The organism is Streptomyces sp. NBC_00306 (assembly GCF_036169555.1).
GTDB lineage: Bacteria > Actinomycetota > Actinomycetes > Streptomycetales > Streptomycetaceae > Streptomyces > Streptomyces achmelvichensis.
The window spans coordinates 5555579-5577765 of the sequence record NZ_CP108032.1 but is presented as its reverse complement, the minus strand read 5'-3'; the positions used below and the strand labels follow the sequence as shown (position 1 = coordinate 5577765).

Annotated in this window: 22 protein-coding genes; 14 read left to right on the top strand and 8 right to left on the bottom strand. The window is 70.2% G+C overall.

Annotated elements, in window-relative coordinates:
• Positions 1-57 precede the first annotated feature (57 nt).
• From OHA05_RS25050 to OHA05_RS25040, 3 genes are all read left to right on the top strand, one after another.
• Positions 58-996, top strand: coding sequence for a cellulose-binding protein (locus OHA05_RS25050; RefSeq protein ID WP_313944042.1), 939 nt, complete (start codon positions 58-60; stop codon positions 994-996).
• A gap of 170 nt (positions 997-1166) precedes the next feature.
• The gene (locus tag OHA05_RS25045) at positions 1167-2150 is read left to right on the top strand and encodes an ABC transporter ATP-binding protein (RefSeq protein WP_328861768.1); all 984 of its coding nucleotides are present in this window, start codon (positions 1167-1169) and stop codon (positions 2148-2150) included.
• Between the two features lie 3 nt (positions 2151-2153).
• The gene (locus OHA05_RS25040) at positions 2154-2933 is read left to right on the top strand and encodes an ABC transporter permease (RefSeq protein WP_313944044.1); all 780 of its coding nucleotides are present in this window, start codon (positions 2154-2156) and stop codon (positions 2931-2933) included.
• Here OHA05_RS25040 and OHA05_RS25035 read toward each other — a convergent pair.
• Entirely contained in the window at positions 2866-3792 is a 927-nt protein-coding gene (locus OHA05_RS25035) for a hypothetical protein (RefSeq protein ID WP_328861767.1), read from the bottom strand. The genes OHA05_RS25040 and OHA05_RS25035 overlap by 68 nt on opposite strands.
• A 269-nt stretch (positions 3793-4061) precedes the next feature.
• Between OHA05_RS25035 and OHA05_RS25030 the strand changes: the two genes are divergently transcribed.
• The 3 genes from OHA05_RS25030 (at position 4062) to OHA05_RS25020 (ending at position 7064) form a co-directional block, all read left to right on the top strand.
• Complete coding sequence (locus OHA05_RS25030; protein WP_313944046.1) at positions 4062-4937, top strand: hypothetical protein; 876 nt, start codon at positions 4062-4064, stop codon at positions 4935-4937.
• Between the two features lie 115 nt (positions 4938-5052).
• Positions 5053-6231, top strand: coding sequence for an ABC transporter ATP-binding protein (locus OHA05_RS25025; protein WP_313944047.1), 1179 nt, complete (start codon positions 5053-5055; stop codon positions 6229-6231).
• Complete coding sequence (locus OHA05_RS25020; protein WP_313944048.1) at positions 6228-7064, top strand: ABC transporter permease; 837 nt, start codon at positions 6228-6230, stop codon at positions 7062-7064. The genes OHA05_RS25025 and OHA05_RS25020 overlap by 4 nt, the downstream gene beginning before the upstream one ends.
• Before the next feature lie 37 nt (positions 7065-7101).
• Here the strand turns inward: OHA05_RS25020 and OHA05_RS25015 are convergent, their stop codons facing one another.
• On the bottom strand, positions 7102-7431 hold the full coding sequence (locus tag OHA05_RS25015; RefSeq protein ID WP_313944049.1) for an ATP/GTP-binding protein: 330 nt from the start codon (positions 7429-7431) through the stop codon (positions 7102-7104).
• Between the two features lie 213 nt (positions 7432-7644).
• Here OHA05_RS25015 and OHA05_RS25010 point away from each other — a divergent pair, with 213 nt between their 5' ends.
• Complete coding sequence (locus OHA05_RS25010; RefSeq protein WP_328861766.1) at positions 7645-8676, top strand: LLM class flavin-dependent oxidoreductase; 1032 nt, start codon at positions 7645-7647, stop codon at positions 8674-8676.
• Positions 8677-8760: 84 nt separating this feature from the next.
• Here the strand turns inward: OHA05_RS25010 and OHA05_RS25005 are convergent, their stop codons facing one another.
• The gene (locus OHA05_RS25005; RefSeq protein ID WP_266487491.1) at positions 8761-9153 is read right to left on the bottom strand and encodes an SCO5389 family protein; all 393 of its coding nucleotides are present in this window, start codon (positions 9151-9153) and stop codon (positions 8761-8763) included.
• 239 nt (positions 9154-9392) lie between these two features.
• On the opposite strand from OHA05_RS25005, the gene nucS reads away from it, so the two are divergent.
• A complete protein-coding gene (gene nucS / locus OHA05_RS25000) occupies positions 9393-10064 on the top strand; it encodes an endonuclease NucS (protein WP_328861765.1) in 672 nt (223 codons plus the stop codon).
• Between the two features lie 307 nt (positions 10065-10371).
• Here the strand turns inward: nucS and OHA05_RS24995 are convergent, their stop codons facing one another.
• From OHA05_RS24995 to OHA05_RS24980, 4 genes are all read right to left on the bottom strand, one after another.
• The gene (locus OHA05_RS24995; RefSeq protein ID WP_328861764.1) at positions 10372-12864 is read right to left on the bottom strand and encodes an ATP-binding protein; all 2493 of its coding nucleotides are present in this window, start codon (positions 12862-12864) and stop codon (positions 10372-10374) included.
• A 332-nt stretch (positions 12865-13196) separates the two neighbouring features.
• Positions 13197-13520, bottom strand: a complete 324-nt coding sequence (locus OHA05_RS24990; protein ID WP_100109176.1) for an STAS domain-containing protein — start codon at positions 13518-13520, stop codon at positions 13197-13199.
• 166 nt (positions 13521-13686) lie between these two features.
• The gene (locus OHA05_RS24985) at positions 13687-14535 is read right to left on the bottom strand and encodes a 3-hydroxyacyl-CoA dehydrogenase family protein (protein ID WP_327680124.1); all 849 of its coding nucleotides are present in this window, start codon (positions 14533-14535) and stop codon (positions 13687-13689) included.
• 125 nt (positions 14536-14660) lie between these two features.
• A complete protein-coding gene (locus tag OHA05_RS24980) occupies positions 14661-15302 on the bottom strand; it encodes a TetR/AcrR family transcriptional regulator (protein WP_328861763.1) in 642 nt (213 codons plus the stop codon).
• Positions 15303-15382: 80 nt separating this feature from the next.
• Between OHA05_RS24980 and OHA05_RS24975 the strand changes: the two genes are divergently transcribed.
• From OHA05_RS24975 to OHA05_RS24965, 3 genes are read left to right on the top strand one after another with little or no spacing between them, the layout of a single operon-like run.
• Positions 15383-16165, top strand: coding sequence for an ABC transporter ATP-binding protein (locus OHA05_RS24975; protein WP_328861762.1), 783 nt, complete (start codon positions 15383-15385; stop codon positions 16163-16165).
• 20 nt (positions 16166-16185) lie between these two features.
• Positions 16186-16941 (top strand): ABC transporter permease, encoded by a 756-nt coding sequence (locus OHA05_RS24970; protein ID WP_313944056.1) that lies wholly within the window; start codon positions 16186-16188, stop codon positions 16939-16941.
• 13 nt (positions 16942-16954) lie between these two features.
• Positions 16955-17527, top strand: coding sequence for a cob(I)yrinic acid a,c-diamide adenosyltransferase (locus OHA05_RS24965; protein WP_313944057.1), 573 nt, complete (start codon positions 16955-16957; stop codon positions 17525-17527).
• Between the two features lie 36 nt (positions 17528-17563).
• Here OHA05_RS24965 and OHA05_RS24960 read toward each other — a convergent pair whose 3' ends face one another.
• Complete coding sequence (locus OHA05_RS24960; RefSeq protein WP_328861761.1) at positions 17564-18145, bottom strand: hypothetical protein; 582 nt, start codon at positions 18143-18145, stop codon at positions 17564-17566.
• Between the two features lie 123 nt (positions 18146-18268).
• Between OHA05_RS24960 and OHA05_RS24955 the strand changes: the two genes are divergently transcribed.
• The 3 genes from OHA05_RS24955 (at position 18269) to OHA05_RS24945 (ending at position 22170) form a co-directional block, all read left to right on the top strand.
• Positions 18269-19501 carry a sensor histidine kinase gene (locus tag OHA05_RS24955; protein WP_313944059.1) on the top strand — a complete coding sequence of 411 codons (1233 nt, stop codon included), beginning with the start codon at positions 18269-18271 and terminating at the stop codon, positions 19499-19501.
• Positions 19498-20163 carry a response regulator transcription factor gene (locus OHA05_RS24950; RefSeq protein WP_313944060.1) on the top strand — a complete coding sequence of 222 codons (666 nt, stop codon included), beginning with the start codon at positions 19498-19500 and terminating at the stop codon, positions 20161-20163. Before OHA05_RS24955 ends, OHA05_RS24950 begins: the two co-directional genes overlap by 4 nt.
• A 159-nt stretch (positions 20164-20322) precedes the next feature.
• Positions 20323-22170: a glycoside hydrolase family 18 chitinase gene (locus OHA05_RS24945; protein ID WP_313944061.1), complete on the top strand. Its 1848-nt coding sequence runs from the start codon at positions 20323-20325 to the stop codon at positions 22168-22170.
• Positions 22171-22187 lie beyond the last annotated feature (17 nt).

Genomic DNA, 22187 nt, shown 5'->3' with positions numbered 1-22187 from the left:
GCCTCGGCCCCTAGGATTCCCCCTATCACCTCACCGGTCTCATTCGACAGGAACCCCATGAGCGACACTTCCTCCCCCTTCGGCTTCGAGCTCGTGCGGCGTGGTTACGACCGCGGTCAGGTGGATGACCGCATTACCAAGCTCGTCGCCGACCGTGATAGTGCTCTGGCCCGAATCACCTCACTGGAAAAGCGCATCGAGGAGCTCCACCTCGAGACGCAGAACGCCCAGGCCCAGGTCAGCGACGCAGAGCCGTCGTACGCCGGTCTCGGTGCGCGCGTCGAGAAGATCCTCCGCCTCGCCGAGGAGGAGGCGAAGGACCTGCGCGAGGAGGCCCGTCGCGCGTCCGAACAGCACCGTGAGCTGGCCGAGTCCGCCGCGCAGCAGGTGCGCAACGACGCCGAGTCGTTCGCCTCCGAGCGCAAGGCCAAGGCCGAGGACGAGGGCGTCCGGATCGTCGAGAAGGCGAAGGGCGACGCCTCCACGCTGCGCAGCGAGGCGCAGAAGGACGCGCAGTCCAAGCGCGAGGAGGCCGACGCTCTCTTCGAGGAGACGCGCGCCAAGGCCGCCCAGGCCGCCGCGGACTTCGAGACGAACCTGGCCAAGCGCCGCGAGCAGTCCGAGCGCGACCTGGCCTCGCGTCAGGCGAAGGCCGAGAAGCGTCTGGCGGAGATCGAGCACCGCGCCGAGCAGCTGCGCCTGGAGGCCGAGAAGCTGCGTACGGACGCGGAGCGCCGCGCCCGTCAGACGGTGGAGACGGCGCAGCGCCAGGCCGAGGACATCGTGGCCGACGCGAACGCCAAGGCCGACCGGATCCGCAGCGAATCGGAGCGCGAGCTGGCGGCGCTCACCAACCGCCGCGACTCGATCAACGCGCAGCTGACCAACGTCCGCGAGATGCTGGCCACGCTGACCGGTGCCGCCGTTGCCGCGGCCGGCACCCCCGCCGACGACGAGCCGATCTCCCGCGGCGTCCCGGCGCAGCAGTCCCGCTAGCACAGCCCCGTTTCCTGAGCCCCGCTCAGGGACGTACGCCGTATCGCCGAGTGCCCGGCGCCCTGATGGGTGCCGGGCACTCGCGTGTTCGCCCGTCGTGTGCTCGAAGGCCGCGAGAAAGTCCCTTCCGCCCGGTGGCGCACGCCATCCCCGGCCCTTAGCGTGGCCGCATGATCGAGCTTGAGGGCCTCACCAAGCGCTTCGGCAGCAAGGTCGCCGTCGACCATCTTTCGTTTCAGGTCAGGCCGGGGATGGTGACCGGCTTCCTCGGTCCCAACGGGGCGGGCAAGTCGACGACGATGCGGATGATGCTCGACCTCGACAATCCGACGAGCGGCACCGTACGGATCGACGGCAAGCACTACCGGGATCTCGACGAGCCCCTGAAGTACATCGGCGCGCTGCTGGACGCCAAGGCCATGCACGGCGGCCGGACCGCGTACAACAACCTGCTGTGCCTGGCCCAGGCGAACCGCATCCCGGCCGCGCGTGTCTCTCAGGTCCTCGATGTCGTCGGGCTGAGCGCGGTGGCGAAGAAGAAGTCGAAGGGCTTCTCGCTCGGTATGGGCCAGCGGCTGGGAATCGCGTCGGCCCTGCTCGGTGATCCAGAGATCCTGATGTTCGACGAACCGGTCAATGGTCTGGACCCCGAGGGAATTCACTGGATCCGCAATCTGATGAAGACTCTTGCATCAGAAGGTCGCACGATCTTCGTCTCCTCGCATCTGATGAGCGAAATGGCCCTGACCGCCGATCACTTGATCGTGATCGGGCAGGGCAAGCTGCTGGCCGACACATCGATGGCGGCTTTCATCCAGGAGAACTCCCGGAGTTATGTGCGGATGCGCTCGCCGCAGCAGGAGCGACTTCGCGATGTGCTCCATGAATCGGGTTTCGTCGCGGTCGAATCGGGAAACGGCACGCTGGAGATCGACGGCACCGGTCCCGAGGAGCTCGGTGAACTGGCGGCCCGGCACCAGATCGTTCTGCACGAACTGAGCTCCCAGCGCGCGTCGCTGGAGGAAGCCTTCATGCAGATGACCGCGGGTGCGGTGGAGTACCACGCACACGGCACGTCCGAGGGCCCGCAGCCGCCCGCGGCCCCACCGGGCCCCCAGTGGGGCCAGAGCTACCAGAGCAGCAAGGGAGCCTGACCCATGGCCTCGGTGCCCGCGGTCCTTCAGTCCGAGTGGACCAAGATCCGTACGGTGTCGTCGACGACCTGGACGCTGGTGTGCGCGTTCGCGGTCACCGTCGCGATGGGAGCCGCGCTCAGCGCGCTGCTGGCCTCGACGTTCGACGATCTGTCACCCGAGGAGCAGCTCACATTCGACCCGACCTTCATCAGCTTCTCCGGAATGATCCTGGGGCAGCTGGCGATGGTGGTCTTCGGTGTGCTGGTGGTCGGCACGGAGTACAGCTCCGGCATGATCCGCACCTCGCTCGCCGCCGTACCGCAGCGTGCGACATTCCTCTTCAGCAAGCTGGCGGTGGCCACGGTGCTGGCGCTCGTCGTGGGCCTCGCGACGAGCTTCGTGGCCTTCTTCCTCGGCCAGGCGCTGCTGGGCGAGCACCGCACGACGCTCGGCGCGGACAACGTCCTGCGCGCGGTCGTCGGCGGCGGTCTCTACATGGGCCTCATCGCGCTGTTCTCGATGGCGGTCGCGACGATGCTGCGCAGCTCGATGCTCTCGCTCGGCATCCTGATGCCGTTCTTCTTCCTGGTCTCGCAGATCCTCGCGTCGGTCCCCAAGGCGAAGGACGTCGCCCGCTACTTCCCCGACCAGGCCGGCTCCAAGATCATGCAGGTGGTCCCGGACGCGATGGGCAGCGACAAGGCTCCGTACGGCCCGTGGGCGGGGCTCGGGATCATGGTGCTCTGGGTGGTGGCGGCGCTGATCGGCGGCTATCTGGTACTGAAGAAGAGGGACGCCTGACGGGCGGATCGTCCCCCTCGGGCAGCAGCCGGTCGAAGTCGCGCCAGCCGCGCCAGGTCCAGACGTCCTTCTCGAGGTTCGGCTCCAGCGGCACGAAGCGGCCGGTCTCGAAGTCGTCGCCGTCGAGGTCGAACCAGCGCTCGTCGACGACTTCGGTTCCCATGCCGACGGTCCTGGCGGTCAGCCGCACGAGGAGCTTCGCCCCGTGGGACCGGGAGAGGTCCTTGCCCTGGATCTCGGAGACGGGCAGCTGCGGCACGGGAGCGTCGACCGGGATCCACACCGTGAACGGCGCTCCGCGCTCCACCGCGAGCCAGGAGCGCTCGTCGGCCGGCTCCCCCTTCTCGTCCAGCACCCGGAGCCACTTCTTGTAGATCACCAGACTGCCGTCGTGCGGCGACCGCTCCAGATAGCGCAGATGGACCCGGGCCTTCAGGTCGACGACCGAGAGGTTGTCGAGATGGTTGTAGAAGCGGACCGCGATGATGGCGTCCTCGCTCTCCGCATGCATCCGCGCGTACCCGGGGAAGTCCGCGGCCCAGGCGTGCGAGACGCTCGCCCGCCGCCGCCAGACGAACGGCCGCAGGGCGAACAGCTTGATCAGCACGATGCCGAGCACCACCGCGGGCGCCAGCGCCCCGGTCAACGAGGCGAGCGTCGCCAGCAACTGATGCGCCGAGCTGTCGTGTTCGGGGCTGAGGCTGTCCGTCCCCACACAGGCCCGCAGCGCCTCCAGCCCGAGGTTGAGCAGCCCTTCCCCGTCGCTCAGCCGCTCGGAAACGCTGCGGGGGGACTTCTCGGTCAGTGTCCACACGACGGCGATGGCGGCGGCGAGGAGCGTCAGGGCGCCCAGCGTCATCAGGAACAGCGCGTGGACGGTACGCCCGGCGATCCACCAGCGAACCGACGTCCGATACCGCGGATGCGGTCGGCGGCTCCTCGGCCACACCCGCAACATGTTCAACTCACGCCCCCCGGTGTCCAGTTCAGCAACGGGACCAAGCTATCTGCCCGCTTCCTCTTCGGGTCAACCGTGGCACGACGGGGCGTCCCGTAGGCTCGGCCGGGGTAGATGTGCCGTGGAAGGCTCTGCTCCGTACACGTGATCAATCGCGAAGGGCGTCTCCCGTGAAGGACCGAAGCCTCGAAGCGCTGGGCCTGGACGGCGTGCCGGCCAGGGAACCGCTGACGTACCCGGGCCGCCCCACCCCCGAGCCGTCCCTGCTCAGCGGCGACAAACTGCTCCAGCTGGATGTCCGGCCGCTGCGGCTCGGTGAGTGGTACGTGGAGGAGCAGGCACAGCAGCACCGTCTCGACCAGGCGCTGTCCGACCTCGGCCAGGTGGTGACCGGCCGCCGCCACCCGGTGATCGCGGTGGGGTCCAACGCCTCGCCGGGACAGGTCAGTCACAAGCTCACCCGGCTCGGCATCCCGGCGACGGTGCCCATGGTGCCGGTGCGGGTCGGCGGCATCGGGGTCGGCTGCTCGGGGCACATCAGTCCGGCCGGTTATGTGGCGGGCACGCCGTACGTGGCCCGCGACGCCTCCGCCGTCCTCGTCGTCGCCTGGCTGGATTCCACCCAGCTGAAGGCCGTCGACGACACGGAGTTCCCCGACTACCGGCGGGCCATACTCCCCGGCGACGAGTTCCCCATGACCATGCCGTCCGGCGAGCGTCTGAGCGGTGCCTACATCTACTTCAGCGCGCACGGCGTCCTCGCGGGGCCCGATGGCACCCCCCGGCCCGGTGGGGGCGACCAGTCCGAGCTGCTCGCCGGGCTTCTCGCGCAGTCGGACCGGCTGCGGGAGCTGCTCGGGCCCGACCCGGCGACCTGGGTGAAGAAGGCCGGCGCCGACCCGGCGCTGCGCGAGGAAGGGACCCGGATCTTCGGGTCGGAGGGCTGGGTGCTGCCGCAGACCGACTTCCTGCCCTACCTCGACGACTCCGCAGAGGTGCGGCTGTACGACGATCTGCCACCGCTCGGCGACTCCCTGCCGTCGTAGCCGGAGCGTTACGACGTGGCCGGAACCGTCAAGGCACGGATATCCTCCTAACTCTTACGGGGGCGTGCGGCCTGGCGGCCTATGCCCGACGACCGAAAGTCGATGGGGCTGGAGAATGATCGAGGCAGTCGGCCTGACGAAGCGCTACGGCGCCAAGACGGCCGTGTACAACCTTTCCTTCCAGGTACGGCCCGGCGCCGTCACCGGGTTCCTCGGGCCCAACGGTGCCGGCAAGTCGACGACGATGCGGATGATCCTCGGGCTCGACAACCCGACCGCCGGCACCGTCACGGTCTGCGGCGCCCCCTTCCGGCAGGTGCCGAACGCGCCCCGGCAGGTCGGTGCCCTGCTGGACGCCAAGGCCGTGCACGGCGGGCGCAGCGCGCGCAACCACCTGCTGTCCCTCGCCCAGCTGTCCGGCATCCCGGCCCGCCGCGTGGACGAGGTCCTCGGCGTCGTCGGCCTCCAGGAGGTCGCCAAGAGGCGTTCCAAGGGCTTCTCGCTGGGCATGGGCCAGCGGCTCGGCATCGCGGCCGCGCTGCTCGGCGACCCCCAGGTGCTGCTCTTCGACGAGCCGGTCAACGGTCTCGACCCCGAGGGCATCCTCTGGGTCCGCAACCTGATGAAGCAGCTCGCCGCCGAGGGCCGTACGGTCTTCGTCTCCTCGCACCTGATGAGCGAGATGGCGGTGACCGCCGACCACCTGATCGTGATCGGCCGGGGCCAGCTGCTCTCGGACATGAGCGTCAAGGACTTCATCTCGGCGAACTCCGCCGACTTCGCGCGGGTGCGCACCCCGGACACCGAGCCGCAGCAGCGCGAGAAGCTGTCGGCCGCGCTCACCGAGGCGGGCGGCAGCGTCCTCTCGGAGCCGGACGGGGCGCTGCGGGTCACCGGGCTCCCGCTCCCGCGGATCAGCGATCTGGCGCACTCCTCGGACGTCCGGCTGTGGGAGCTCTCGCCGCACCAGGCCTCCCTGGAGGAGGCGTACATGCGGATGACGCAGGGCGCGGTGGACTACCGGTCGACGGACGACCAGAAGGCCGGCCTGATGCAGCCGCAGCAGTTCGGGTACGCCCCGCCGCCGCAGCAGGTCCCGGACGTGCCGCAGCAGGGCTGGTACGCCCCGCCGCCGCCCGGTGCCCAGCCGGCCGGCCCCGTCGGACCCGTGAGCGACAACCCGTACGCGGCCGCGCCGCCCGCTGCCCCCGGGCAGCCTGCTCCCGCCGCGCCGCACGTCGCTCCCCCGGCCGCCGCTCCCGCCGACCTGACCAAGCCCGAGGACGCCCGATGACCACGCCCTACCAGCAGCAGGCCCCGTACGCCCCGAGCTCGTACGTCTCGCCGATCCCCGTGCGCAAGGCCCACCTCGGCGACGCGCTGGCCTCCGAGTGGACGAAGATCCGCTCCGTGCGCTCCACCCTGTGGACGCTGGGCGTGATGATCCTGCTGATGCTCGGCATCGGCCTCGGCATCGCCGCGATCGTCTCCGCCAACGAGGTCGACCTGGAGGACCAGTCGGCGCTCGGGTTCGGCTTCTTCGGGGTGCTGCTCAGCACGATCTGCGTCATGACGCTGGGTGTGCTGACCATCGCCTCCGAGTACGGCACCGGCATGATCCGTACGACGCTGACGGCCTGCCCCAGCCGGGGCAGGGTGCTCGCCGCGAAGGCGATCGTGTTCTTCCTGCTCGTCTTCACCCTGACGACCGTCCTCGCCACGCTCGTCGCGGCGATCCAGACGTCGATGATCGATTCGGTCGAGGCGACCGGCGCGGAGTGGCTCCGGTCCACCGTCGGCGTTGGCCTGTTCGTCGCTCTGATCGGCCTGCTGTCGCTGGCCGTCGGCGGCATGATCCGGCACTCCGCGGGCGCGATCACGATCATGATCGGCGTGATGCTGCTGCCGCTGGTCGCGGCCATGTTCATGTTCTCGCCGTCGCTCGCCGACGTGCAGGACTTCCTGCTCCAGTACGCGATCCCGAGCCAGCTCATCGGCATCTACGGCGAGGCGGCCTCGGGCAACGGCGACGGCCCGACCGGCTGGCAGCCGGTGTGGATCATGCTCGGTCTGACCACCGCGGCGATGGCCGGCGCGTTCGCCGTGCTGCGCAGCCGCGACGTGTAACCGGCTCAGTATGTCGGCGCGTTGACGTGTAACCGGCTCAGTATTTCGGCGCGTTACGGGACCGCTGCACCCGCGAGGTGCGGCGGTCCTTCGCGTTCCAGCAGGCCTTGTGCCAGTGACGCCGGTCCTCCACGCCGCCGTGCTCCGGCCAGGCGACCACATGCGGCAGGGCGGCGGGGATCTCCTGGTCGCAGCCCGGACACCGGTACCGCTTGCCCGCGGCACTTGCGCCGGCGACGTGGCGGACCGACCAGTCCTCGCCCTGCCATTCCTCGCTGCGACCGAAGCCGCCGTACCTCTCACCCGGCTCACCGGGCGGCGCGGACGGGTTCTCGCCGCCCTTGGGGCGGTTGCGGCGCGGGGACACGTGACACCTCACGGGGCAAGTCCGGACAGTTCCCCTCCAGCCTACGGCCCGAAGTCCGGGGTACTCGTCCCGGCGGTGTGGGACGGTGGCAGCCACCGGAGGGCAGTTACCGGAAAATCGCAACAACTTCACTCCTGGCCGTGCCTATGGCACGTGTCAGACGTTAATGCCACTGGGGGGAGTGACGCGTCGGCCGCAAGGAGGCACAAGGCGATGCGCGTGGGAACTTTCGTTCTGGCGGCCCAATTCCCGGGCCAGGGACAGGGGGAGGCACTGCACCGGGCGGTGCGGTCCGCCGAGGTCGCGGAGGAGTCCGGGCTGGATTCCGTCTGGCTGGCCGAGCACCACTTCGTGCCCTACGGAGTGTGCCCCTCGGCCGTGACGCTCGCCGCGCTGCTGCTCGGGCGTACGGAGAGAATCCGCGTGGGCACGGCGGTCACCGTGCTCCCCAGCGTGCACCCCGTGGCGCTCGGCGAGCAGGCCGCGCTGCTGCATCTGACCAGCGGCGGCCGCTTCTCCCTCGGTGTGGGACGCGGCGGGCCCTGGATCGACCTGGAGGTCTTCGGCTCGGGCCTCGACGCGTACGAGAGGGACTTCCCCGAATCGCTGGATCTGTTGATGCGTTGGCTGCGCGAGCCCAGCGTCGGCACCCGCGGGGACCGGTTCAGCTTCCGGGAGGTACCGGTGGTGCCCCGGCCCGACGAGCTGTTCGGCGGACCGCCGGAGGGCCCCGAGGTGGTGGTCGCCTGTACGTCCCCGAGCAGCGTGACCCTCGCCGCCGAGCGCGGACTGCCGATGCTGCTCGGAATGCACTGCGGGGACGAGGAGAAGGCGGACATGGTCGCCATGTGGCGCCGGCTGGCTCTTGCCGCGGGCCACGCGCCCGAGGAGGTCACTCAGGCCGGCCATGTGTCCGCGGGCGTGGCGCAGATCGCGGACCGCGGCCCGGAGGCCAGGGAGACGCTGCTCAAGGCGATGCCGGGCTGGCTCAAGCAGGGCCTGGAGGCTCATGTCACGGTCGATGGGAGGCACCGCTCGATGCGGGACCCCGTCGCGTACACGGAATTGCTGTGCGGGCTGCACCCGGTGGGCCCGCCCCGGCTCGCCGCGGACCGGCTCGCGGCCACCGCCGAGCGCACCGGAATCCGGCGGTTCGCCCTGCTCGTCGAGGGCTCGGGCGATCTGGCGGCCACGGAGGAGAACGTACGACGGCTGGGCGAGGAGGTCCTGCCCCTGGTGTCGTGAGCCGGGACGCACCGCGCGTCCCCGGCGTGCTGCCGCTCCGGCACCAGTTGCACCTCCTGCGATGCGGAGCGGCAGCAAAGGAGATCAGCAGTCGCGCAGTTCGGGCGACTGGTTGAGCAACTGGCCCCGTATAGAAGTGAAGCGGGCGAGCCGCTCGTCCACCGATGAATCCAGCGGGAACACCGCAACGCGGTGGCAGTTCTGGAATGCCAGACGCACTCCGAAGTGCCGCTGCAGCGCACCGCGAATGGCATCACTCGCGAGTGCACGCAGCAGCTGACCACGTGCCTGCTCGTCCGGCGGAGGCGTCTGGTTGTCGGCGAAGTCCCCGCCGTCGACCTTCAGCTGTGCCACCAGCGAACTGATCATCTCCCATGCAAAGGGCAGGGAGGTCCGGACGCAGTCGACGAATGCTGCTTCATCGACCTCGCCTCGCTCGGCCTGTTCCAAAAGCGCCGGTGAGACGTCGAGCGACATGGGTTCTCCTCTCGCGACCCCGGGTCGACGGGGCCTTACGGGCAGGGAAGGAGGGTGCCGGACGCGACGACATGAGCCACGCATGACGACGCAGAGTGCACAACCGACAACCTCCTGCATCCACGGTAAGTGCGCAGTCCTGCCGACACCAGGAGATTGGGAGCACAACCGGCCATTAACGAACGGGGCTTGTAGGGCGAATCGCGCGCGACCACGTGCGTCGAGTAGCGTTGCCGACCATGCGTCTTGTCATCGCCCGCTGCTCCGTGGACTACGCGGGCCGGCTCACCGCCCACCTGCCCTCTGCACCCCGTCTGATCCTGGTCAAGGCGGACGGCAGCGTCTCGATCCACGCTGACGACAGGGCCTACAAACCACTGAACTGGATGTCCCCTCCCTGCACGCTCAAGGAAGGCTCCGACGAAAACGACAGCGTGTGGACGGTCATCAACAAAGCGGGCGAGAAACTGATCATCACGATGGAGGAAATCCTCCACGACTTCTCGCACGAGCTCGGCGTGGACCCCGGCCTGATCAAGGACGGTGTGGAGGCGCATCTGCAGGAACTCCTCGCCGACCGCATCGAGACGCTGGGCGAGGGCTACAGCCTCATCCGCCGCGAATACCCCACGGCCATCGGCCCGGTGGACATCCTGTGCCGTGACGCGGACGGCGCGACGGTCGCGGTGGAGATCAAGCGCCGCGGCGAGATCGACGGCGTGGAACAGCTGACGCGCTACCTGGAACTGCTGAACAGGGACCCGCATCTGGCGCCGGTGAAGGGCGTGTTCGCGGCCCAGGAGATCAAGCCGCAGGCACGGGTGCTGGCGACGGACCGGGGCATCGGGTGTGTGGTGCTGGACTACAACGCGATGCGGGGCATCGAGGACGACAAGCTGCGGCTGTTCTGAGCGGGGGCGGTGATGCTCGGGGGCGCTGCCCCCGAGTGCCCCTGGTCCTCAATCGCCGGACGGGCTGGATTTCTACGGCCCGCACATCAAGCCCGCCGTCGAGGCGCAAGAGCCCGCACATCAAGCCCCGCCGGCGATTGAGGCGCGGGGTCCGGGGCAGCACCCCGCAAGCACCCGCACCTCACGCCGCGACGGCGGCACCGCCCTCCGGGCAGTGTCCTCAAACGCCGGACGGGCTGGAAAATCAAGCCCCGCCGGCGATTGAGGCGCGGGGTCCGGGGCAGCGCCCCGCAAGCACCCGCGCCCGTCAGATGACCGGCTCCCCCGCCGGCTCGGACACCGGCGCACTGCTCGTCATCGACGCACCCGACGATTCACTGGGCCCGCCCGCTGACGTGTTCTCCTCGGCCGGCGTGCCTGGCGTCGTGGGCGGCGTCGTCGTGGGCGGCGGCTCACTCGATGACGGGGGCGATGTCGTCGGCGGCGGTGTCGTGGGCGGCTCACTCGACGACGGCGGCCTCGTCGTCGACGACTTCGTCGGCTTCGGCTTCCCCGACGACGCCCCACCCCCGGGCTCCGACCTGCTCGGCGAGACCCCGCCCCCGGGCTCTTCCTCCCCGTCATTCGACGCACTCGACCCCGGAGTCACCGCTCCCGACGGGTCCGGGACATCGGACGGGTCGCTCGGGCCGTCGTCCGAGCCGTTCTCGGGCTCGTCCGCGGTGAGGCCGTCCTGGCCGTCGTCCTCGTTCGCCGACCGGCCGTTGCCGACCTTGTCGCTCGGCGGGTCCTGGTTGTCCGAGGTCGCGCCCAGCGTCACCACCGTGCCGAGCACGACGGCGAGCAGCGCGCCCGCACCCGCGGCGACGAGGTTGCGGCCGCTGCCGAGTACCGCGGGGCGCCGGCGCTTCTTCGTGCTGCCGTTGACCGGCGTACCGCTCGCGACCAGCGTCTCCGGCGTCGTGCCGGTCGTGGAAGACGTGTAAGACGCAGAAGACGCAGAAGACGCAGCCCGCGACGCCCCGAGACCCGCGAGCGGCACGGGCAGGTTCGCCGGCGCACCCTTCGCGGGCGAGGAGGGCTCCTTCTTGCGCACCGGGACCACTTCCTGCCCCGCCGGTACGGCAGTGGCGGGAACACTCGGCACGAGCCCGTTCTCGCGGTCCGTGACGAGCGCGAGCGCCCGCCGTCCTGCGACGGTTCCGCTCTTGTCGGCGAGTGCGCCGCGCAGGGCGATCGACGCCTCCAGCTCGGCGCGCGCCCGGTCCAGGCTGTCCGTGCAGAGCGCCAGGATGCCCAATTCGTGGTGGAAGTAGGCCTCTTCAGCCACTTCGCCCGCTATTCGAGCGGCTTCGGATCCCACCCGCAGGACACGTTCCCACGCGCCCCAGTGCATCCCGGCCGCAAAGGCGGGTGCGGCGCTGCGGGCGAGCAGGACGGCCGCGCTGGGGTGGCCCGCCTCCGTGCCCGGCACCAGTGCCGCGAGGGCGGACAGCAGGGCGTCCGACTCGGCCACGGCCCGCTCGGGGGTGACGGACGGGTGTCCGGCCCACCAGGCGTAGTGCTGGGCCGCCGTGTGCGCGTGGGCCGCCGCGTCCTCCGCGTACCCCTTCTCCGTGAGCTGGGCCGGCACACCGCCGGCCAGCCGGTAGCGTCCGCCGACCGGCGAGAGCAGGCCGCAGCTCATCAGTTCGCCGAGTGCGGCGTCCGCGTGGGTGTCCCCCACGAGCGCGGGGAGGTGGGCCTGGTGCGGCACCTCGCCGCCGAGTGCGACCGCGAAGCGCAGGGTCTCCCGGGCGGAGTCGCTCAGCCGGGAGGCCAGCAGCGCTGCGGGCGCCGCGCCCTCGCCCAGGCTGGGCAGTGGTACGTCGTTGCCCTCGGCCGCGTCGTACGGCGCGTACGCCTCGAAGGCCTCCGGGTCGGCGCGCAGTTCGTCGCACTGCCGCAGCAGCGCGCCCGCCTGCACGAAGCGGAGCGGAAGGCCCTCGGACTCGAACCAGAGGTCGCCCGCCCAGTTCGTCTCGTCCTCGGTCAGCGACCGTTCGACGGTGCGCTGGAGGAGGTCCAGCGAGGCGGCGCGGCCGAGGCCCGTGAGGCCGACCTCTTCGAGGTGCGCGTCGGCGCCGGGCGCCGGGACGTCGGGGGTGGCGGCGAGGAGGAAGGCACACTCGGGGGCCGCGTCGAGCAGTTCGGTGAGCGACGCGCCGCCGAAGTCGAGATCGTCGAGGACGACGATCGCGCCTATCTCCCGGATGTGCGTCAGCAGGCTCGCACGGTCGGGCCGCCGCTGCGGCGCCTTGTACACGGCCGCGAACAGTTCGTGCAGCAGATCCGTCGGGGTGCGGTGCAGTCCGTTCAGGCGTACGACGCCGTCGGGTGCGAGCGTGGCGCAGTCCTCGGCGACGGTGTCGAGCAGAGCGCTGCGCCCGGAGCCCGAGGGCCCCGACAGGCGTACGGAGCGTCCTCGGCCCAGCAGCCGCACCAGCCGCTCGCGTTCCTCGTCGCGCTCCAGCAGCGGGAGCCGCGGCGCGGGCGGGCCGGGTGGCACGGGCGGCTGCGCGGCGCGCTGGAGCTCGGCCCGTTCCTCGGCGGTGTGGCGGACCGGCGCGACCGGCGCCTCTCCCGGCGGGCAGGGTTCTATCTCGCTGCCGTCGACGGGATTGACGGTGAGCAGGAAGTCGCCCGCGACGATCCGAACGGTGCGCGCGAGCGCGGGCACGTGCTGTCCGAAGTCGGGCGTGCCGGGGTCGCGCGGCGGGCGCGGCTGGCCCGCGCCCTCGCCGAAACTGTCCTTGTCCATGGTTCAAGCCCCCCAGATGCGGCTTCGCATAGGTTCGTCCCCGCCAAGATTCTGTTGACTCTGTGGCGGAGCCACGTGCCGATGTCCCTCCCGGCCACTCTGCACGCCCCGCTGTCGCTTCGGGTCCGGTGCCCGCCGCGTGGGTTCGTCAAAACGGCGGGCGACCGAACCCTAGACGGTTGCAGGGTAACGCCGAACCAGGGGGGTGCCGCCCCGCCCGGGACGTCACATTCTCGTGAGGATTGCGAGGTGCCGCACGGTGCGCACCCGGCGGAACGTTCATCCCCGGAAGGAGCGATTCCGCCCCAACCCGGGCAACTCCGTCCGGGGCGTCAGACCCGCGGCAGCGACTCGGCGGCGAGGCCGCCCTCGATCGCGAGGATGCGGTGCAGTCGGGTGGCCACCAGCAGGCGCTGCATCTGCGGCGGCACTCCGCGCAGAACCAGTCTTCGCCCGCATCGGCCGGCACGCCGGTGGGCGCCCATGATGACCCCGAGCCCGGTGGCGTCCCAGGAGTCGAGGTCGGTCAGGTCGAGCACCAGGTCGCCGACTCCGTCGTCGACGGCCGAGTGCAGGACCGTACGGGCGTCCGCCGCGCTGCGGACGTCGAGGCGGCCCCCGACGACCAGCTCGGCGTGGTCGCCCCTGATGTGCATATGCGCTCCCCGAGAGTGCTTCAGTGCCCTGTGACTGACTCTGTCTGCTCTGGCTGCTCTTCTGTCTTGCAACAACTGACTGCCGCGTGGGCCGAGTGGTTGCTGTTTGTAAGCGAACCGATACTGAATTCACCCCATGGGGTGATGCCACATCGGTTCTGGAGGATCAGTGCTTGTAGAAGCCCTGCCCGCTCTTGCGGCCGATGTCACCGGCGTCCACCATCCGGCGCATCAGCTCCGGCGGCGCGAACTTCTCGTCCTGGGACTCGGTGTAGATGTTGCTCGTCGCGTGCAGCAGGATGTCCACGCCCGTCAGGTCGGCGGTCGCGAGCGGCCCCATGGCGTGGCCGAAGCCCAGCTTGCAGGCGATGTCGATGTCCTCCGCGGAGGCGACGCCCGACTCGTAGAGCTTCGCGGCCTCGACCACGAGCGCCGAGATGAGACGGGTGGTCACGAAGCCGGCGACGTCGCGGTTGACGACGATGCAGGTCTTCCCGACGGACTCGGCGAACTCCCGTGTGGTGGCGAGGGTTTCGTCGCTGGTCTTGTAGCCGCGCACGAGTTCGCACAGCTGCATCATCGGGACGGGAGAGAAGAAGTGGGCGCCCACGACGCGTTCCGGACGCTCCGTCACGGCCGCGATCTTGGTGATCGGGATGGCGGACGTGTTGGACGCCAGCACGGCGTCGTCGCGTACGAGCTTGTCCAGCGCACGGAAGATCTCGTGCTTGACCTCGAGCTTCTCGAAGACCGCCTCCACGACGATGTCGGCGTCGGCGACGGCGTCCAGGTCGGTCGTGGTGGTGATGCGCGCCAACGCGGCTTCCGCGTCGGACGCTTCGAGCTTGCCCTTGGAGACGAACTTCTCGTACGAGGCCTTGATGCCGTCCTTGCCGCGGGTCAGCGCCTCGTCGGTGACATCACGCAGAACCACGTCCCAGCCCGCCTGGGCAGAGACCTGCGCGATACCGGACCCCATGAGTCCGGCCCCGATGACGGCGAGCTTCCTGGCCACTGCGACACCCCTTAACACCTGTTTACATTTCGCCTCTCCGGCGGAGGTTAGCGTTCGTGAGGTGCCGTGTGGCGGCGAAGAGATGCGCGTCACGTCTCAGATGACGGACATCACACTGGTACGCGTCATTCCGCGGTGCGGACCGCGTAGCGAAGGACCCGCTCACCCAGCAGCTCCTCCATCTCGTCCAGGAGGACGAGGGCTTCACGGGACACCTCGGCGGCCGGCCGCCGCTTGACCATCTCCGTACCGATCCAGCCGAGCACCGTGCTGTGCAGCCAGGAGAGCTGACCGGCGACCAGGGAGGGCAGCAGGTCGCCGTCCGCGGGGTCAGCCTCCTGTCGCATCGTGTCCTCCAGATCGAGGAGGCTCTCCTGCTGTATGGCCCACAGCCGCGAACGCAGGGTGTGCGCCTCGGTGATGACGTTCATGAAGTCCGCGTAGCCGTCGAAAAGTCCGACGGTGGGCGAAACACTCTCGACGGCCTCGCGCAGTTCGCGCAGGACGGCGTCGGCCGCCGACTCTCCGGCACGTCTGCCGCGCACCCACCGGGAGAGCCGGTCGACGACGCCGCGGCTGCGGTCGAGGAAGAGCTCCTCCTTGGCCGGGAAGTAGTTGTAGACGGTGTTGACCGACACATCGGCGGCCTCGGCGATCTCGGCGATGGTGACCGCGTCGAAGCCGCGCTGGAGGAACAGACCGGTCGCGACGTCCGAGATGTGCTGTCTGGTCTGCCGCTTCTTGCGCTCTCTCAGTCCCTCGGCCATGGCGTCATCGTAGCTTTCTTGGCCAGAACCAAAACTTGGTGTCATTGCAAAATTTAAGGGATTCTGTTTTTCTGTGCCCCATGGCAATCATCAGTACGGCCGGGCTCTCCCGGACCTTCCGCACGAAGAACGGACCCGTGGAGGCGGTGCGCGGCATCGACCTCACCGTCCGGAGCGGCGAGATCCTCGGCTTCCTCGGGCCGAACGGCGCGGGGAAGACCACCACCCTGAGGATGCTCACCACGCTGCTCCCGCCCACCGGCGGAGCGGCCACCGTCGCCGGCTGCGACCTGGTCCGCGATCCGGCGGGCGTCCGCCGCAAGGCCGGCTACGTCGCCCAGTCCGGCGGCCTCGACCCCCAGGTCGGCGTCCGGGAGGAGCTGGTCACCCAGGGGCGGCTCTACCGGCTGTCCAAGGAGGTGGCCGCCGCGCGGGCGGAGGAACTGGCGGACGAGCTCGGCTTCCGCGGACTCCTCGACCGCAGGACCGCCGCCCTGTCCGGCGGCCAGCGCCGCCGGCTCGACATCGCGATGGGCCTCGTGCACCGGCCCGCGGTGCTGTTCCTGGACGAGCCGACCACCGGACTCGACCCCGGCAGCCGCAACGACCTGTGGGATCTCGTACGCCGGCTGCGCGACGACCACGGCACGACGGTCGTCCTGACGACCCACTACCTCGACGAGGCCGACGCGCTCGCGGACCGGATCGTCGTCGTCGACCACGGCGTCGTCGCCGCCGAGGGCACCCCGGCGGCGCTGAAGGCGCGGTACGCGGGCTCGCCCGAGGCCACGCTCCAGGACGCCTTCCTCGCGATCACCGGGCGCGGACCCGCGCCCGTCGACGCCACCCCCGTAGCTGTCTGAACCCCCCTCCAGGACTCCTCATGTCTGCACTCGTCTCCGACACCGCGCTGATCTTCGGGCGGTACGCCCGGCAGACCCTGCGCTCCCCCTTCCAGATCCTCTTCGGCGTACTGATGCCGCTGCTCTACCTGCTCTTCTTCGGCCCTCTGCTCACCGGCGTGCCTCTGTCCTCAAACGGCAGTTCCTGGCAGGTCCTGGTGCCGGGGCTGCTGCTCCAGCTCGGACTGTTCGGCGCCTCCTTCGCCGGATTCGCGGTCATCATCGAGAAGAACCACGGCGTGGTGGAGCGGATGCGCGTCACCCCCGTCAGCCGGCTGGCGCTGCTGCTCGGCCGGGTCCTGCGCGACGCCGTGCTCTTCGTCTTCCAGGGCGTCCTGCTGGTGCTGGCCGCTCTGGTCATGGGACTGCGCGTACCGCTCGCCGGAGCCCTCATCGGTTTCGCCTTCGTCGGTCTGCTGACGCTCTCGCTCGCCTCGCTGTCGTACGCGCTGGCACTGAAGGTCCGCACCCCACAGGAGTTCGGGCCGGTGATCAACGCGCTCGCCATGCCGTCGATGCTGCTCTCCGGGCTGATGCTGCCGATGACCCTGGCGCCGGGGTGGCTGGACGTGCTCTCGCATCTGATGCCGTTCCGCTATCTGGTGGACGCGATGCGGGACGCGTACGTCGGCCAGTACGCCACGGCCTCCATGCTCTACGGAGCGCTCGTCGCCCTCTCACTCACCGGTGCCGCCGTGACGGTCGGCACACGTGTCTTCCGCCGGGCCGGTGCGTAACTAGGCTGGCCACATGGTCAATCTGACGCGCATCTACACCCGTACCGGCGACCAGGGCACGACGGCTCTCGGCGACATGAGCAGGACCGCCAAGACCGATCTGCGGATCTCCGCGTACGCGGACGCCAACGAGGCCAACGCCGTTCTCGGCACCGCGGTCGCGCTGGGGCAGCTTCCGGACGAGGTCGTCGCAGTCCTGGTCCGGGTCCAGAACGATCTTTTCGACGTGGGCGCCGACCTGTCGACCCCGGTGGTGGCCGACCCCGAGTACCCGCCGCTGCGGGTCGAGCAGTTCTACATCGACCGTCTCGAAGCGGACTGCGACCGGTTCAACGACGAGCTGGAGAAGCTGCGCAGCTTCATCCTGCCGGGCGGGACCCCCGGGGCGGCCCTGCTGCACCACGCCTGCACGGTCGTCCGGCGTGCGGAGCGCTCGACGTGGGCGGCGCTGGAGGTGCACGGCGAGACCATGAACCCGCTCACCGCGACCTACCTCAACCGCCTCTCCGATCTGCTGTTCATCCTCGCGAGGACGGCGAACAAGGAGACCGGCGACGTGCTGTGGGTCCCGGGCGGGGAGCGCTGACCGGCTCCCCCCACCGGGGCCGGCTCCCCGGGACAGTCACCGACGCTCCACCCGGACCGGTTCGCGGTCGGACGCCGCCTCGGCCGCCGGGGCCTTCTTGGGCCAGATCGCGTATGTGAGAGCGATCAGGCCGTGGATGCCCGCGGTGCGCCAGGCGACGTACATCCAGCTCTGCAGCGGACCGGTCCGGCTCGGGTCGTCCACGTACCAGACGGCGAGCTGGAGCAGTGCCGTGGCGACGACGGCGGCGATCAGCGTGCCGGTCCACACCTTGGCCTCGTGCTTCGCCCGCGCCATGCCGTGGCGCGGCGGCTTCACCGGCGGCGGGGCGCCGCCGAAGCGGTGGGCGGCGTGGCCGTCGAGCCAGGTGATGGTGCGGTGGCCGTGTCCGACCGTGTAGCCGATGTAGAGCGCGGCCAGTCCGTGCTTCCAGCTCGGCTCTCCCCCGTTCTTCAGGTCGAGTGCGGTCACGACCAGCAGGACGACCTCCAGCAGCGGTTCGCACAGCAGCAGGGCCATACCGGCACGCGGCATCTTCAGCAGATAGCGCGTGGCGAGCCCTGCGGCCAGCAGCACCCAGAAGCCGACCTCGCAGATCACGATCAGCGTGACGATCACGGCACTCTCCCTTCGTTGCTTCCAGCGTCCCGGCCGCCCGGCCGCCGGGCGTCGTCGGCAGTGAGGAAGTGGCGCTGCATCCTTCGATGTAGCCGCGGCTCACCCCGCACGGGGAGGCGGCAGATGTCCGCCGCCGTGTTTCATGGGGTGGTGACCTTCCCCCGCCCTCACCGCGACGATGTGCTCCTGGCCGTGGCCATGCTCTTCGGCGGTGTCGTGCTGTGGTCGTTCGGGCTGCACATCACGGAGAACCGGGACCTCCTGCCCCCGTGGGCGGCCCTGGTGCCGCTCGGCGTGACGGCGTTCCTGGAGCTGCTGCGCAGGACCATGCCGCGCACCTGCCTGCTGGCCGGGACGGTGATGGTGGTGGCCGACCAGTTCACGGTCGGGAACCTCTTCACCGTGCTGATGTTCACGGACCTCGTCTACGCGTCGGTGGTCTACGGATCACCCGGCACCGCCCGCCGGGTCCCGGTGATCACCGGGCTGATCACGGTCGCCTCGACCATCACCTTCCTCGCCTGGTTCCGCGACCCGGCCGGGCTGCTGCTGGGCGTGGTCACCGGTCTGGTCAGCTTCGCCCCGGCCACCACCGGCGCGATCATCCGCAATCACCGCGAGGCCGCCGAGGCGGCGAAGCTGCGGGCCGAGCAGACCGCGCTGCTCGCCGAGATGGACCGGGTCCAGGCCGTGACCGCCGAGCGCGCCCGGATGGCGCGGGAACTGCACGACATGGTCGCCAACCACCTCTCCGCCATCGCCATCCACTCCACCGCCGCGCTCTCGCTCGACGATCCGAAGACCACCCAGGGCGCGCTGGAGGTGATCCGCGAGAACAGCGTCCAGGGGCTCGCGGAGATGCGCCGGCTGATCGGTCTGCTGCGGGACAGCAGCGACGACAAGGAGCCGGCCGCCGCGCCGACGCTCGACGGACTGGAGTCGCTGGTCGAGCAGGCCCGTACGAACGGCTCGGGCAGCGGGTTCGACTTCGCGCTCGACGACCGGCGCGAGAACGGCGTCAGGCTGCCCGCGCCGGTGGAACTGGCGGCGTACCGGATCGTGCAGGAGTCGCTGACGAACGCCCTCAAGCACGCGGAGTCGGGGCAGGTCCGCATCGCCCTGGCCCATGCGTCGGGCCGGGCCCTCACCGTCACGGTGACCAGCCCCTTCGGCCGCCGGCCCGGTCCGCGCGCGCCGGGTTCGGGAGCGGGCCTGGTCGGTATGCGGGAGCGGGTGGCCCTGCTGGACGGGGAGTTCGAGGCAGGACCCGCCGAAGGGCCGCCGCAGGGTCCGGAGAAGATCTGGTGCGTACGGGCGGTGCTGCCCGTACGGGACGAAGGAGAGCCGTCGGCATGACGCAGGGAGCAGGGCGCGTACGCGTGCTCGTCGCGGAGGACCAGAGCGCGGTGCGGGCGGGGCTGGTGCTCATCCTCGGCAGTGCGCCGGACATCGAGGTCGTCGGTGAGGCGGCCAACGGCGAGGAGGCGGTGCGTCTGGCGCGCGAGCTGCGGCCCGATCTGGTGCTGATGGATGTGCAGATGCCGCGGCTGGACGGCGTTGCGGCAACGCGTCAGGTCGTCGAGGAAAAGCTCGCGGACGTGCTGGTGCTGACGACCTTCGATCTGGACGAGTACGTCTTCGGGGCCCTGCGGGCGGGGGCGGCGGGGTTTCTGCTGAAGAACACGGACGCCCACGATCTGCTGGAGGCGGTGCGCACGGTGGCCCGCGGCGAGGGACTGATCGCGCCGGCCGTGACCCGGCGGCTGATCGCGGAGTTCGCCGCCCCCCGGCCCGTACGCTCCCCCGACGCACCCGACCCGGCGATCCTCGACGTGCTCACCCGCCGGGAACGTGAGGTCCTCGGCTGTCTGGGCGAGGGACTGTCCAACGCCGAGATCGCGACCCGCCTTCTGATGGCGGAGGCGACCGTGAAGACCCATGTCAGCAGGCTGCTGGGGAAGCTGGAGCTGCGCAGCCGGGTCCAAGCAGCCGTTCTCGCGCAGGAGTTGGGCGTCTGAGCGGGGATCCGCCCGGAGTTGGCCCGCCTTTGGTCTGGACCTATTGACGATTGGTCCAGACCTTCCTACTCTCACCGCACAGCACGCTGCGGTGAGCCCCGCTCGCGTGCCTGCTCGGACCGACCCGTCCCTGTCCGTCCGCAACTCGAGGAGCACCCCTTGAGAACGAGCACCTCCCGCACCGGTGGAAGATTCAGATCCAGAGCGACGGCGGGACTCACCGCCCTCCTGCTCCCCCTGGCCGCCATGGTCGGCCTCGCCTCCCCGGCCGAGGCCGCACCCTCGGCAACCGCCACCTACGCCAAGACCTCCGACTGGGGCTCCGGGTTCGAAGGCAAGTGGACGGTGAAGAACACCGGAACCACCTCGCTGAGCTCCTGGACCGTCGAGTGGGACTTCCCCGCCGGTACCGCGGTCACCTCCGCGTGGGACGCGGACGTCACCAGCTCCGGCACCCACTGGACCGCCAAGAACAAGGCCTGGAACGGCTCCCTCGCCCCCGGCGCCTCCGTCTCCTTCGGCTTCAACGGCACCGGCAGCGGCTCCCCCTCCGGCTGCAAGCTCAACGGCGCCTCCTGCGACGGCGGCAGCCTCCCGGGCGACAACCCGCCCTCCGCACCCGGCACCCCCTCCGCCTCCAGCATCACCAACACCGCGGTGACCCTCAGCTGGGCGGCGGCGACCGACGACAAGGGCATCAAGAACTACGACGTGCTCCGCGACGGCACCCGGGTCGCCACGGTCACCGGACTCACGTACACCAACACCGGACTCACCGCCGGCACGGACTACTCGTACGCCATCCAGGCACGCGACAGCGCCGACCAGACGGGACCGGTCAGCGGCTCCCGCGCGGTGCGGACCACCGGCGGCGGGACCGACCCCGGACCGGGCGACAAGGTCAAGCTCGGCTACTTCACCAACTGGGGCGTCTACCAGCGCAACTACCACGTGAAGAACCTGGTGAGCTCCGGCACCGCGGCCAAGATCACCCACATCAACTACGCCTTCGGCAACGTCCAGGGCGGCCGTTGCACCATCGGTGACGCCTTCGCCGACTACGACAAGGCCTACACCGCCGACCAGAGCGTCGACGGCAAGGCCGACACCTGGGACCAGCCGCTGCGCGGCAACTTCAACCAGCTGCGCAAGCTCAAGGCCCAGTACCCGAACATCAAGGTCCTGTGGTCCTTCGGCGGCTGGACCTGGTCCGGCGGCTTCGGCCAGGCCGCGGCCAATCCGGCCGCGTTCGCCGAGTCCTGCTACCAGCTGGTGGAGGACCCGCGCTGGGCCGATGTCTTCGACGGGATCGACCTGGACTGGGAGTACCCGAACGCCTGCGGTCTGACCTGTGACACCTCCGGCCCCGCGTCGCTCAAGAACGTCATGCAGGCCATGCGCGCCCGGTTCGGCTCGGGCAACCTCGTCACCGCCGCCATCTCCGCCGACGGCACCAACGGCGGCAAGCTGGACGCGGCCGACTACGCGGGCGCCGCCCAGTACGTCGACTTCTACAACGTCATGACGTACGACTTCTTCGGCACCTGGGCCGCCCAGGGCCCGACGGCCCCGCACTCCCCGCTCACCTCGTACGCGGGCATCCCGCAGGAGGGCTTCACCTCCGAGGCCGCCATCACCAAGCTCAAGGGCAAGGGCATCAGCGGCAGCAAGCTGAACCTCGGCATCGGCTTCTACGGCCGCGGCTGGACCGGCGTCACCCAGGCCACCCCCGGCGGCACCGCCACCGGCCCGGCCCCCGGCACCTACGAGCCGGGCAACGAGGACTACAAGGTCCTCAAGGTGACGTGCCCGTCCACCGGCACCATCGCCGGCACCGCCTACGCCAAGTGCGGCAGCAACTGGTGGAGCTACGACACCCCCGCCACGATCGGCACCAAGATGTCCTGGGTGAAGAGCCAGGGCCTCAAGGGCGCCTTCTACTGGGAGTTCAGCGGCGACACCGCCAACGGTGAACTCGCCAACGCGGTCCACACCGGACTGCGGTAGACAGACCGAAGCCGGGG